Annotated in this window: 13 protein-coding genes; 10 read left to right on the top strand and 3 right to left on the bottom strand. The window is 46.9% G+C overall.

The window, feature by feature from the left end:
- Positions 1-11 precede the first annotated feature (11 nt).
- Genes KNQ02_RS11135 through KNQ02_RS11120 form a run of 4 tightly spaced genes read left to right on the top strand, consistent with a single transcriptional unit; the run spans position 12 to position 4,469 of the window.
- Positions 12-1,739 (top strand): ABC transporter ATP-binding protein, encoded by a 1,728-nt coding sequence (locus KNQ02_RS11135; RefSeq protein WP_088836427.1) that lies wholly within the window; start codon positions 12-14, stop codon positions 1,737-1,739.
- Between the two features lie 17 nt (positions 1,740-1,756).
- On the top strand, positions 1,757-3,817 hold the full coding sequence (locus KNQ02_RS11130) for an ABC transporter ATP-binding protein (protein WP_214808552.1): 2,061 nt from the start codon (positions 1,757-1,759) through the stop codon (positions 3,815-3,817).
- Between the two features lie 59 nt (positions 3,818-3,876).
- Positions 3,877-4,194: a DUF1811 family protein gene (locus KNQ02_RS11125; protein ID WP_214808550.1), complete on the top strand. Its 318-nt coding sequence runs from the start codon at positions 3,877-3,879 to the stop codon at positions 4,192-4,194.
- A complete protein-coding gene (locus KNQ02_RS11120) occupies positions 4,194-4,469 on the top strand; it encodes a YfhJ family protein (protein ID WP_214808547.1) in 276 nt (91 codons plus the stop codon). The genes KNQ02_RS11125 and KNQ02_RS11120 overlap by 1 nt, the downstream gene beginning before the upstream one ends.
- Positions 4,470-4,526: 57 nt before the next feature.
- Here the strand turns inward: KNQ02_RS11120 and KNQ02_RS11115 are convergent, their stop codons facing one another.
- Positions 4,527-5,510, bottom strand: a complete 984-nt coding sequence (locus KNQ02_RS11115; protein ID WP_088836430.1) for a metal-dependent hydrolase — start codon at positions 5,508-5,510, stop codon at positions 4,527-4,529.
- 111 nt (positions 5,511-5,621) lie between these two features.
- Here KNQ02_RS11115 and mutY point away from each other — a divergent pair, with 111 nt between their 5' ends.
- The 4 genes from mutY to KNQ02_RS11095 all read left to right on the top strand — a co-directional run bounded on the left by mutY (position 5,622) and on the right by KNQ02_RS11095 (position 9,557).
- Complete coding sequence (mutY, locus tag KNQ02_RS11110; RefSeq protein ID WP_214808543.1) at positions 5,622-6,641, top strand: A/G-specific adenine glycosylase; 1,020 nt, start codon at positions 5,622-5,624, stop codon at positions 6,639-6,641.
- Positions 6,638-7,060 (top strand): SRPBCC family protein, encoded by a 423-nt coding sequence (locus KNQ02_RS11105; RefSeq protein ID WP_214808540.1) that lies wholly within the window; start codon positions 6,638-6,640, stop codon positions 7,058-7,060. Before mutY ends, KNQ02_RS11105 begins: the two co-directional genes overlap by 4 nt.
- A gap of 120 nt (positions 7,061-7,180) precedes the next feature.
- Entirely contained in the window at positions 7,181-7,723 is a 543-nt protein-coding gene (gene ntdP, locus KNQ02_RS11100) for a nucleoside tri-diphosphate phosphatase (protein WP_029332781.1), read from the top strand.
- A 43-nt stretch (positions 7,724-7,766) separates the two neighbouring features.
- Positions 7,767-9,557: an ABC transporter ATP-binding protein gene (locus KNQ02_RS11095; RefSeq protein ID WP_214766612.1), complete on the top strand. Its 1,791-nt coding sequence runs from the start codon at positions 7,767-7,769 to the stop codon at positions 9,555-9,557.
- 55 nt (positions 9,558-9,612) lie between these two features.
- Here the strand turns inward: KNQ02_RS11095 and KNQ02_RS11090 are convergent, their stop codons facing one another.
- Positions 9,613-10,911: a glutamate-1-semialdehyde 2,1-aminomutase gene (locus KNQ02_RS11090; RefSeq protein ID WP_214766610.1), complete on the bottom strand. Its 1,299-nt coding sequence runs from the start codon at positions 10,909-10,911 to the stop codon at positions 9,613-9,615.
- A 176-nt stretch (positions 10,912-11,087) separates the two neighbouring features.
- Between KNQ02_RS11090 and perR the strand changes: the two genes are divergently transcribed.
- Positions 11,088-11,510: a peroxide-responsive transcriptional repressor PerR gene (gene perR / locus KNQ02_RS11085; protein ID WP_369834779.1), complete on the top strand. Its 423-nt coding sequence runs from the start codon at positions 11,088-11,090 to the stop codon at positions 11,508-11,510.
- A gap of 13 nt (positions 11,511-11,523) precedes the next feature.
- Here perR and KNQ02_RS11080 read toward each other — a convergent pair whose 3' ends face one another.
- Positions 11,524-11,886, bottom strand: coding sequence for a DUF2614 family zinc ribbon-containing protein (locus KNQ02_RS11080; protein WP_029332785.1), 363 nt, complete (start codon positions 11,884-11,886; stop codon positions 11,524-11,526).
- A 117-nt stretch (positions 11,887-12,003) separates the two neighbouring features.
- On the opposite strand from KNQ02_RS11080, the gene KNQ02_RS11075 reads away from it, so the two are divergent.
- Entirely contained in the window at positions 12,004-12,873 is an 870-nt protein-coding gene (locus tag KNQ02_RS11075; protein WP_029332786.1) for a nucleotidyltransferase-like protein, read from the top strand.
- The last annotated feature ends 320 nt before the right edge of the window (positions 12,874-13,193 follow it).

The raw sequence follows: 13,193 nt of genomic DNA, 5'->3' as shown, positions 1-13,193 counted from the left end.
GGGGAACCATCGTGCGATTATTTCGCCAACTCAGTTGGTTTCTAAAAGAACACAAAACATCTTATCTGATTGCCGTCGTACTCTTAATTATCACGGGTTTTATTGATTTAACGCCGCCGTGGCTGATTGGAAAAGTGATTGACGGGTTACGGTCCGGGTCGATGGACCGGACGACACTGATTCAATATGTCGTCGGACTGCTCGTAATTTCGATCGCTTCGTTTATTTTGACGTATCTATGGCTCGCGAAATTGTTCGGGACGGCATTTTTACTCGAACGGACATTACGAAGCCGATTCTTTACACATTTACTGAAATTGACGCCGACATTTTATCAAAAGAACCGAACAGGAGATTTGATGGCGCTTGCGACGAATGACTTAAAAGCGGTCGAACGAACAGCCGGATTCGGTGTGTTGACGCTTGTCGATTCGTTGAATATGACGGCGATTACCCTCGTCGTGATGGGGGTCGCGATTGATTGGAAACTGACGCTCGCGGCACTCCTTCCGATGCCGCTCCTCGCGTATGCGATGAACAAGCTCGGAAGTCAAATTCACGGCCGCTTCATCGTCGCCCAAGATGCGTTTGGAACGATGAATGACCAGGTCGTCGAATCGATTTCCGGACTTCGTGTCATCCGCTCGTTCGTCCAAGAAGAGATTGATGTCAAAAAATTCGATGACACGACGACGGATGTCTTCGAAAAAAACATGCATGTCGCAAAAATTGACGTCTTATTCGAACCGATCATCAAGTTATTGGTCGGTGTCAGCTATTTAATTGGTCTATCGTTCGGGACGTACCTTGTCTTTACGAACGATATTACGCTCGGTCAGCTCGTCGCTTTCAATATTTACCTCGGGATGTTGATTTGGCCGATGTATGCCTTCGGTGAGCTCATCAACGTCATCCAGCGCGGGACGGCGAGTCTCGATCGCTTAGAAGCGACGATGCGTGTCAAACCGCTGATCACATCGACACCGAAAGTCGAAGTTGTGCGACCGGAAATGATTACTCTGGCTAACTTGACGTTTACGTATCCAGAGATGAATCATCCGTCGTTACACGGGATTGATTTGACGATCAAACACGGACAGACGATTGGAATCGTCGGTCCGACTGGATCTGGGAAAACAACGCTCTTACGCCAATTTTTACGGGAGTATCCGATTGGACGAGACATGTTGAAAGTAAATGGAACCCCCTATGAAGACGTCGCACTGGAGACCGTCCGCGGGTGGACGGGCTATGTCTCGCAAGAGCATCTACTCTTCTCAAAATCCGTACGCGATAACATTTTGTTCGGGGCGGGTGAGGCAACAGAAGCTGAGTTGCAAGAAGCGATTCGTTTAGCGGCCTTTACGACGGATGTCGAGACGCTTGACCAAGGGTTACAAACGATGGTCGGAGAACGGGGAGTCACGCTTTCCGGTGGACAGAAACAACGCTTGTCGATTGCCCGGGCGATGTTGAAGAAACCGGAGTTGCTGTTGCTCGACGACTCGTTGTCAGCCGTTGATGCGAAAACGGAATCACAAATCATCGACGCGATCCGGACGAACCGTCATCAGTCAACGACATTGATCGTTGCGCACCGGTTGTCTGCCGTCGCGCATGCGGATGAAATTCTCGTCTTACAAGACGGCGTGATCAGTGAGCGGGGAACGCATGAACAGCTGATGGAACGACGTGGCTGGTATGCAGAACAATTCGAACGACAAAGTGAAGAAACGTAAGGCAGGAGGTGCTGAAATTGACTGAACAAGAAAATTATTTACTCGATCCCGTCAGACGGAAAACGACGATTCGTTCACTCGTCCGCTATGCGATGCATGAGAAACGCGCAATCTTTCTCGGGCTTTTCTTGCTCGTTTTAGCGGTCGGAGCTGAACTGACAGGACCGTATATCGCAAAAATCATCATCGACGAACACATCGTCGCAATCGAAAAAGACTGGGTGGAAGTCGAATCGGGGGGGACGGTCGGTTATGACGGACGACGTTTTGCGAAGTCGCAAGACGTTCCGAAGTCGGCGGTCATCGGTCCGATCTCGATCGTCCAGTCGAAGGCGGGGTATTATTTCGTTCCGGAACAAGTCGTCAGTGGTGGCGAACGTCAAGTCGCGGGGGACACGTTAACTGTCACGCGAGGAGAGGAAACGTTTCGGTACGCCGGTGTCGAAAAGCTCACGCAAGGACAAGTCTATGATTTTTATGCCTCGGACTTAAAGGCGATTGGTTGGTTATCGCTCTTTTATATCATTTTGCTGTTGATCGCAGCGGGCCTGAACTGGGTCCAACAAATCTTATTGCAACGCTCAGCGCATAAAATCGTTAAACGGATGCGGCTTGATGTCTTTTCACATCTGCAACACTTGCCGGTCCGTTACTTCGATCAGACACCGATTGGTAAAATCGTCAGTCGTGTCACGAACGATACGGAGACGATCCGGGATCTCTACCTCGGTGTCCTGGCGCGTGTGTTCTCAGGCATCATCACGATAGCAGGGATTCTCGTCGCGATGTTCTTCCTGGATGTCCGGCTGGGTCTCGTTTCCTTAGCCATTATCCCGATCGTCTATTTTTGGATTCAACTGTTCCAAAAGTTTGCGACGGAAAACAACTTTAAAGTCCGGGCACTCGTCGCGGATATGAACGGACAATTGAATGAAAACATCCAGACGATGCCAATCATTCAGTCGTACGCCCGTGAAGCAGAAGTGCTCGCTGAATTCGAACAGAAAAATGAAGAGAACTATCAGACCCGTGCGAAACTGTTACGGCTCGATGCATTGATGTCACACAACTTATCGTATTTCTTAAAAAACTTGACGCTCGCCTTATTGATTTGGGTCGTTGCCGGTCAAAGTTTAACGAACGGGACATTTTTATCACTCGGAATTCTCTATGCCTACATTGATTACGTGTCGCGTCTGTTCGAACCGGTCACACAAATCATGAATCAACTGTCACCGCTCCAACAAGCACTCGTCTCGGCCGACCGGATGTTCCAGTTGCTCGACGAAAAAGGTGAACCGGTCGAACAAGGTCGGATTCCCCGTTTCGCAGGGCGCGTCGAGTTTAAAGACGTCGGATTCAGCTATGAAGAGGGGTATCCGGTTTTACGTCAAATCGAGATTGAGGCACGTCCTGGTGCGACCATCGCCCTCGTCGGGCATACGGGGAGTGGGAAAAGCTCAATCATGAACCTGTTGATGCGTTTTTATGATCCTTCGTCCGGTCATCTCCTGATTGACGGACAAGATGTTACGACGTTACCGAAACAAGCGGTCCGTGACCACATGGGAATCGTCTTACAAGATCCGTTCTTGTTTACAGGAACGATTCGTTCGAACATTACACTGGATAATCCATCGATTTCGGAAGAGCGTGTCCGCCAGGCAATCGTTGCCGTCGGAGCAGACCGCTTCATCGATCGACTTCCGCATGGCTTAGACGAGCCGGTCATCGAAAAAGGTGCGACCTTGTCTGCGGGGGAACGGCAATTAATCAGTTTTGCCCGTGCGCTTGCCTTTGATCCCGCGATTCTCGTTCTTGACGAAGCGACGGCAAGTGTCGATTCCGAGACGGAAGCGATGATTCAAGAAGCCTTGCTGACGTTGACGAAAGGACGGACGACCTTCATCATCGCGCACCGGTTGTCGACGATTAAAGATGCCGATGAAATCATCGTCCTCGATCACGGTCAAATCATGGAGCGTGGTACACATGACGTGCTCTTGTCGGAAAAAGGGATTTACGCGAAGATGTACGCCCTTCAAAGCAAACGGAATCTTGAGCTGAAATCGAGCTAACACCATGATATGACTCCTCCTTTTCGTATATACTAATGACGAAGAGGGGGAGTTTTTTGATGGAAACACGGATGAGTCAATTATCGAAATACGAATTAGAAATGCTCGTCACGAAACTAAACGAGCAAAAAAGAAAAGCGGAGCAGCATGGGAACATGAGTGAAGTCGAAGTCGTCATTCGGAAAATCGCGATGGCACAAAGTTATCTCGTCGATGCAAGTCAGTTCGAAACCGGACAACTTTATCAAGTCGAAGGGGAAGAGGCGGCATTCGAATTACATTTCGTCAACGGCGTCATGGGTTGGGGGCATTTTGAAGGAACCGTCAACGAAGTCGCGATTCCGCTTGCGCTGATTCATTCTGAGGAGGGTGTATGATGGAAGAAAACCGCACAGCGGCACTAGAACAACTAGCAGGAGAATTACAAGCCGTCAATCCGGTATTAACGCCAATCGAGGCATTGACATGGGTCGAAGTCCTTTGGGAAGATTTCGAGGCGACGCTTGCCCGGGCAGGCGAAAAATACCAAGGTGAGGCTGTCGCCGTACGATTCGTCGAGCAACAAATCAAACAACATGGCGCGATGTTGCACCGCTTCAATACATCGAATGAAAAGTTTAAGCACTTGATGCTCGGACGCGACATCCAGTAAATGAACAGAAAAAGACTCCCTGTCTTGGTCGGTTGACCACTGACACGGAGTCTTTGTTTATAAAGCAGGGATAATCAATTTCTTTTGCAGTGTCCGTTCACTGAAGACCCAACCCGTATAAGAACTGACGATTTGTTGAGACGCCTCGTCGATTCGGACGACGGCAACGAATGGGTAGACATCTTTTGTGAAATACCGTAAGTTCGTGAAACGATATTCGACGATGCCGTCTTTTCGGGATACCGTATACGTGTGGATTTTTGAGAAGGCGAGGAAAGCTTTCAAGTCCTCATTTTGTTTGACGACTTCATAGAGTACATCCCCATGCGGTTCCTCTTTGATGCGAAAGTTTCCGCATTCGACGACGACACCAGAGTTGATTTTGACGACGGAATAGTCGTCGCGTAGTCGTGCTGCGACGTGCCACTCGTCCCACTTCATTCCGGGTGAGATGAATAACTTGTGGGCCCCGCCATAGTAACGGGCTGCCGTCGCCAGGGCATCATTTCGGAGTTTAAACTGCACGGCGTAATAAATCGCGACGATGACGATTAAAATCGGGAAAATAACGATGGTCGCGCGTGTCAGGACCCAGATCCCGAAAGCGCCGTAATACATCGTAAATAAATACGGATCAAACGTATTGATGACACCCCAACCAATCCAGGTCTGTTTGAAGGGGTGCAGAGCTTGTGTACCATAGGCGTTAAACAGATCGACGAAGACATGAAGGGCGACAGCGATCTGCGCCATCAGCCATAATGAAGTAGGTGGTACGCCGAATAAGGTACCGATGACGATTGATAAGAGTAACGGCCAAGCGAGTAGGGCAATCAATCCATGGGATTTTCCACGGTGTTGCGTCAAGTAAGCACCGTTCCCTTTAAATTTAAAAACCGTGTCAAAGTCGGGGGCGTGCGATCCGACTAAGGCAGTGGTCGTGACGGCAGCAAAGAGTGTTGCGCTTGCTGCGACATCCGGTTCAAGTGTTGCGATGGCGGCGAGACAAAGTCCCATTCCGATATGTGTACCAGTATCCAATGCGAATTCGCTCCTCTAAAAGTAGTAATGGTACGGATAAACAAACAAGTGTAAGCGTTCCGGGTAATTTTCATTCACTATAACGTATTTTTGTAGAAAAGAGGTAGACATTTGATCCCCGTTCAAGAATATTTCATAAACTTTAACAAACGAACGTTCACAACCGAATTGGTCGCATGGTTTTTACGTGAACAACGCCAGTTACCATGGCGAGAAACTAAAAATCCTTACCACATCTGGATTAGTGAAATCATGTTACAACAGACGCGTGTCGATACCGTCATCCCTTATTATAATCGCTTCACGGACCGTTTTCCGACGCCGCACGATTTAGCGGCGGCAGAGCAAAGCGAAGTCTTAAAATACTGGGAAGGCTTAGGATACTATTCCCGTGTTAAGAATCTTCAAATCGCCGTTCAAGAAGTTGTTGAAAAATATGGCGGAATTGTTCCTGATGAAAAAGAAATTTTTGAAAGCTTACGTGGTGTCGGACCGTATACGACGGGAGCAGTCCTGTCAATTGCTTACGGTCAGGCGGAACCGGCAGTCGATGGAAATGTCATGCGCGTCTTATCGCGGGTGCTTGGGATTTATGAAGACATCGCCGCACCGAAAACACGGAAACTGTTCGAGGCAGCGGTCCATGAACTGCTTGATCCGCTTGATCCGTCGAGCTTCAACCAAGGGTTGATGGAGCTCGGGGCAATCGTCTGTACACCGAAGTCTCCGATGTGTGGGTTATGTCCCGTCAATGACGTCTGTTTTGCGTACGAGCGAAATGCCCAAGGTGAGTTACCGGTCAAAACGAAAAAAGGAAAAACGCAGACGATTCAATACGACGCTCTCGTCTACGAAGAAGCAGGGAAAGTTGCAGTCGAACAGCGACCGGATACGGGACTGCTCGCGGGTATGTGGCAATATCCGTTAGTCGAATCGACGGAAACCGTACCCGGAACGTATGTCGGGAAGATTAAACATATCTTTTCACACCGGATTTGGGAAGTCAGTATTTACCGTGTCGCGACGCAACCTGAAGGAACGGTACTGATGGATGAAGCAACGTACGTCAAGCAGCCGATATCAGTCGCACAAATGAAAATCGATCGTCTATTAAAGGAGGAGACTACATGAATACATTTCGTACGGAAACGAAAGTAACAGCGACGTTAGAGCAGGCTTGGACGTTTTTAGGCGATGCGAAAGCATTAACGGGAATGACGGTTTTCCCGAAAGTGAAAACGATTGGTGATACGCGGACAATCGCCGGAAACACGATTCAGCTTAAAGTCGGTCTTCCGCCCATTTTCGTCGAGTGGGAGTCACTGATTCCGATTGTCGGTCAACATGCTTTCGTTGATGTAGGAGTCAAGGTCCCGTTCCCGTTCACTGCTTGGTGTCATCTCCACCGTGTCGAACAGCGTCCGGACGGGGTCTACATGATTGATGAATTACTCTATAAATCTTATTTTCCGAAAATGATTGTCGATCTACTGATTCTCAAACCGATGTTCGCTCAACGGAAACGCGCGATTTTAGACTACTTTAGTTAATAAATCACAGTCATTTTTCTGAAAAAGTACCCTTTCGTTTTTCATGTGTTCTGAAAATGGGTATAATAAGCACGAGAGTATAGAAAAATTGAATAAAAAAGCTTCAGAAAGGAGTAGCACATGAGTCGATTCCCAAAAGAAGGTAGCAAGATTGAGATTCAAAGTTTCAAACATAATGGCAGCTTACACAGAGTTTGGGAAGAAACGCTCGTGCTTAAATCGACGGAAGAAGAATTGATTGGATTCAATGATCGAATCATGGTCAGTGAATCGGATGGTCGTCAGTGGCGGACACGCGAACCCGCGATTTGTTATTTTTCGACAGAACTCTGGTTTAACGTAATCTGTATGATTCGAGAGGATGGAATCTACTATTACTGTAACCTAGGGTCACCTTCGACGTTTGATGAAAAGGATCGAGCAGTCAAGTACATTGATTATGATTTAGACATTAAGGTGTATCCGGACATGTCGTATATGATTTTGGATGAGGATGAGTACGAGAAACATCGCCGGGAAATGAATTATCCGAAAGCGATTGATCGTATCCTGAAGGACAACGTCCAGATTTTAATCCAGTGGATTCGAAGTCGGAAAGGTCCGTTCAATCCGGCATTCGTTGAAACGTGGTATCGTGAATATGAAACAAGATATCGGAGATGATGGTTCGCCATCGTCTTTTTTTAATTGAAGGAAGTGAATCATCATGGGTAAGGAAACTCAACAACAGAAAAATAAGGCGCCAGGTTCGATTCGTCGCTACATGCAGTTCGTCAAGCCGTACAAAAAACAAATCTTTTTGACGGTGTTCGTCGGGATCATCAAGTTTTCGATTCCGTTAGGATTACCGTTACTGTATAAGTACATCATCGATAACCTCCTGACCGATAATACGGTACCGCTTGCAGAGCGGAGTAAGGAACTGGCGTATTTGATTGGAGCGGGCTTCTTCGTCTTCCTCGTCGTCAAACCACCACTTGAATTCGTCCGTCAGTATTTAGCACAGTGGTCGGCGTCGAAAATTTTGTTCGACGTACGGAATAATTTGTTTGATCATGTTCAGAAATTATCACTTCGGTTTTATTCAAATACGAAAACCGGGGAAGTCATCTCCCGAATCATCAACGATGTCGAACAAACAAAAGATTTTGTTGTAACGGGTTTGATGAACTTATGGCTCGATATGATTACGATTTTTATCGCAATTGCCATCATGTGGACGATCAATCCGAAATTGACGCTCGTCGCAATCATCCCATTGCCGTTTTATGCCTTTGCCGTGAAGTTCTTTTATGGGCGGCTCCGCAGTTTGACGCGCGATCGCTCAGCAGCACTTGCGGAACTCCAAGGACATTTGACGGAGCGGGTCAACGGAATGGCAGTTATCCGCAGTTTCGCCCTTGAACCACATGAAAACAAAGCGTTCAAAGGTCAAAATGATGGTTTCTTAAAAGCGGCACTTCGTCAGACGAACTGGAATGCACGGACCTACGTCGTCGTTTCGACGATTACCGACTTTGCACCGATTTTGATTTTTGGTACGGCTGCCTTTTTCGTCTTGAACGGACAAGTAACAATCGGGACGATGGTCGCTTTCATCGGCTACATCGACCGTCTGTATGCACCGCTCGGTCGCCTCGTCAACTCGTCCACTACGTTGACACAATCGATTGCTTCGATGGACCGGATGTTTGAATTTTTAGACGAACCGTATGATATTACGGAAAAAGCACATGCGAAAGATCCGGTCGCTGTTAAAGGAAACGTCCAGTTCGAAGACATCAGCTTCTCGTATGAAGAAGATGGCGAACTTGCGATCAACCGGTTGACGCTCGACGTCCAGGCGGGGGAACGAATCGCCTTCGTCGGAATGTCGGGAGGCGGGAAATCGACGCTCGTCAGTCTGATTCCTCGTTTTTATGATGTTTCGTCTGGACGGATTACGCTTGACGGTGTCGACATCCGAAACTTGAAATTGCGTGGCTTACGCGACCAAATCGGAATGGTCATGCAAGAATCGATTCTCTTTAGTGAATCGGTCGAAATGAACATCAAGATGGGGAACCCGGAAGCGACGGATGAAGAAGTAATTGCTGCTGCGAAGGCGGCGAATGCACACGAGTTCATTGAACGGCTGCCGCAAGGGTACAAGACGGCGGTCGGAGAACGAGGCGTTAAACTGTCAGGGGGACAAAAGCAACGCTTGGCGATTGCCCGTGTCTTCTTGAAGAACCCACCGATTCTCATTCTGGATGAAGCAACAAGTGCGCTAGATCTAGAAAGTGAATCGATGATTCAAGATTCGCTTGCGCGTCTCGCGAAAGGACGGACGACGTTTACTGTCGCCCACCGTCTGTCGACGATTACGGATGCCGATAAGATTGTCGTGATTGAAAATGGTCAAATCACGGAACTCGGTCGTCATGAAGAGTTGATGCGTAAACGTGGCGCATATTTTGAACTGTACGCGATTCAGAACCTCGAGCTCGTCGAATGAAAAAAGGCTATTCCGTTTTTTTCGGAATAGCCTTTTTGTATAAAGAATGAACAGCTTACAATTGTGCGAACGCACGGTTGACGGCAGCAATCGTCTCATCGATGTCTGCGTCCGTGTGAGCCGTCGTCAAGAACCACGCCTCATATTTTGAAGGGGCAAGATTAATGCCTTGCTCGAGCATCAATTTGAAGAAACGACCGAACATCTCGCTATTTGCGCGCTCCGCACCGAGGTAGTCAGTGACCGTCTCATCCGTGAAGTAGACCGTCAAAGCTCCTTTTAGACGATTGATTGTAATCGTGACGTCATGAGTAGCAGCAGCCTCGAGAATCCCTTGTTCGAGCTTCGCACCGAGACGTTCGAATTCTTCGTAGACACCAGGCTGTTCAAGTAACTCTAGGCAAGCGATACCTGCTGCCATCGATGCCGGATTTCCAGCCATCGTTCCAGCTTGATAAGCAGGACCGAGCGGAGCAACGTGTTCCATGATGTCTTTACGACCACCGTATGCACCGATCGGAAGACCACCACCGATGATCTTGCCGAGTGCCGTCATATCAGGACGGATATTCAATAGTTCTTGAGTACTGCCGTATGTGAAGCGGAACGCCGTGATGACTTCATCGTAGATGACGAGTGCGCCGTGCTCATGAGTAATCTCATTGATGGCTTCGAGGAATCCAGGATGCGGTTCGACAATCCCGAAGTTCCCAACGATCGGTTCGACGAGGACACAGGCAACTTGATCGCCCCATTCAGCCATGATTTGACGATAGGCTTCAACATCATTGAACGGTGTCGTCAAGACTTCTTTCGCTGTTGCTTTCGTTACACCGGCAGAGTCCGGTGAACCGAGTGTTGCTGGACCACTTCCTGCTGCAATCAACATTAAATCAGAATGTCCGTGGTAACAGCCGCTGAATTTCACGACGAGTTCACGACCCGTGTAGGCACGCGCGACTCGTATCGTCGTCATGACCGCCTCGGTTCCTGAATTCGTAAAGCGAACTTTTTCTAAAGACGGAATCGCTTGTTGAAGCTTATGTGCGAAGTCGATTTCTAGACGGTGAGGCGTACCATATAGGAGACCATTTTGCGCCGCATGCGTAATCGCTTCCGTAATATGTGGATGCCCGTGCCCGGTGATGATTGGACCGTAAGCGGCTAAGTAATCGATATAACGATTGCCATCGACATCGTAAAAGTAAGCACCTTCTCCACGTTCCATATAAACGGGGGCGCCTCCTCCGACGGCCTTAAAAGAGCGGGATGGACTGTTGACACCTCCGACGATACATTTTTGGGCAACGTCGTATAACGCCTCGGATGTCGGGCGTGTAGAATGGGTTGACATGGATGATTCCTCCAATCGTTGATTCGTGAAAAATATCACGATATGATTGTATCACGGACGTCAAATCAGAAGCAGAGCCGTTGACGGACGGGAATAATGTAGGTAGACTAATTATAAAGATTACAATCTAATAATCAATGAAAGATAGAAATGAGGGGATGGACGTGGCTAACGAAATGCTAGATGACGCAGTACGATCTTTACGGGACTCGGGCGTTCGCATGACACCACAACGTCACGCAATCTTGGAATACTTGACGACAGGACATACGCATCCGACGGCAGATGATATCTATCGTGCGCTCGAACATCGTTTTCCAAATATGAGTGTGGCGACAGTTTATAATAATTTACGTGTTTTCCGTGAAAAAGGAATCGTTGAAGAGATGAACTATGGAGACGCTTCGAGCCGATTCGATTTCGTTACGACACGTCATTATCATATGATATGTGAAGGGTGCGGTAAAATCGTCGACTTCAATTATCCGGTTCTCGATGATGTCGAGACGGTCGCTGCACATTTGACTGGATTTAAAGTAGATCGTCATCGTCTCGAAGTATACGGGACGTGTCCTGAATGCCAATCAAACGTACAATAAAAACGAGCTTCCTTTAACGGGGAGCTCGTTTATTGTGTTTATTGTATTTTTCATCGAATTCTTTTCCTTCAAGTTCTTGGTCCATCGTGAGTGGCTCATCGCAATGCATACATAAATCGACGCGACCGAGGACTTTTGTTTCTTTTCCACAGTTCGGACAAGTGACGACGGCTGCTTTCGTTGAAGTTAAACCAATCAAGAAATATAAGGCAGTACTCGCTAAGACCATGACAAAACCGAGTAGCATTAAAATAACCATGATGATTTCAAATTGTTTTAATAGAAGACCGCCATACATAACGAGCATTCCACCAAAAACGAGGAACATCGCCAAGTTACGGGCGCGGTTTATTTTATTCTTGCGTTGTTTTTTCAATTGAATTCCCCCTAACGACAGTCTAGCATATTGTAGCTTATGTCCTGAAGAAGGAAACAATGAATTTTTGTCGAAAATGGTAACGGATGAGTATGAGTGAAGAAGGGTGAGAATTGAATGGAACAAGTCACAAGAACAATTTATTCCGAATATGCTGCCTATCAAGAAACGCAAGGGATCATCGCTGTTGAAAAACAGCAACCGAAGGATTCATTGACGGACCAATTTGATATACTGTTACTAGTTGTTACACGGGACTCCTCTATTGAATGGACAATCAAACACTACCGCCTAGATACACTCAAGGTGTCACTTCATGTCGTCCATGAAGATGTACTGTCACGATGGATTGTACTGAACGCGAATCGGCGAGCTGTCCATTGGATATCCGAAGGAACAATTATTTTTGAACGCAATGATTATTTAACTGATATGAAAAAAAGGCTGTTGAATTTCCCGGAAGCAGAACGTTGCCTGCAAATGTCACTGTCTTTTGCGAAACTACTACGTCGTTTTCAAGACGGGCGTAATCTCTTTAGTCGCGGTAACTACTATGATGCTTACACGCACGTGCATCATGCTTTACATCATTTAGCACGGCTTTCCGTTCTTGAAAAAGGAGCACATCCTGAAATTGTCGTCTGGGAACAAGCTCGCATGGATGATCCGGAAGTGTACAAGTTATACCAGCAATTACTATTAAGTGAAGAAACACTTGAATTGCGAATCCATTTAGCTTTGATTGGTCTGGAACATCTACTTCAATCGAAAGTATTATCCGGTGGAAAGTATTTATTTGAAGTGATGCGTGAAAGAACAATCCCGTGGACGATGTATGAACTAATGGAAAATGAACGATTGCAGGAACTGAAGGTTGATTTAGGTAGTTTAGTCGATTTCTTTATGCGTAAAGGGTTAATTCGCATCTCTTATCGTCAAACAAAAGGTACGGGCGTGGAACTCGTAACATATGAACCAGTCGTTTAAACGATTGGTTCATATGTTTTTTATCGCGAATCGAAAATACTATATATAGAAGAAAAAAATAATTAAAAGTTTTTTATTAAAATCTGTTGACGTTACTATTTTGAGATAGTATATTAATACATGTCGACAGGGCGACACGCTCTGAACGACGAAAGCAAATTAAAAAAATAAGAAAAAGGATTGACGGTTAAGTTATTCCATGATATCTTATTAAAGTCGCTAACACGACACGACGAACTTTGAAAACTGAACGATGAGGCAAAAAACGTATCTTCGGATACAAACAATGAATGAAGCGCAAGCTTCGTCAACGTGACTTT

Origin of the sequence: Exiguobacterium sp. s102 (genome assembly GCF_018618635.1) — a bacterium.
Taxonomy (GTDB): domain Bacteria; phylum Bacillota; class Bacilli; order Exiguobacteriales; family Exiguobacteriaceae; genus Exiguobacterium_A; species Exiguobacterium_A oxidotolerans.
This window is presented reverse-complemented; position numbering and strand designations above follow the sequence as displayed.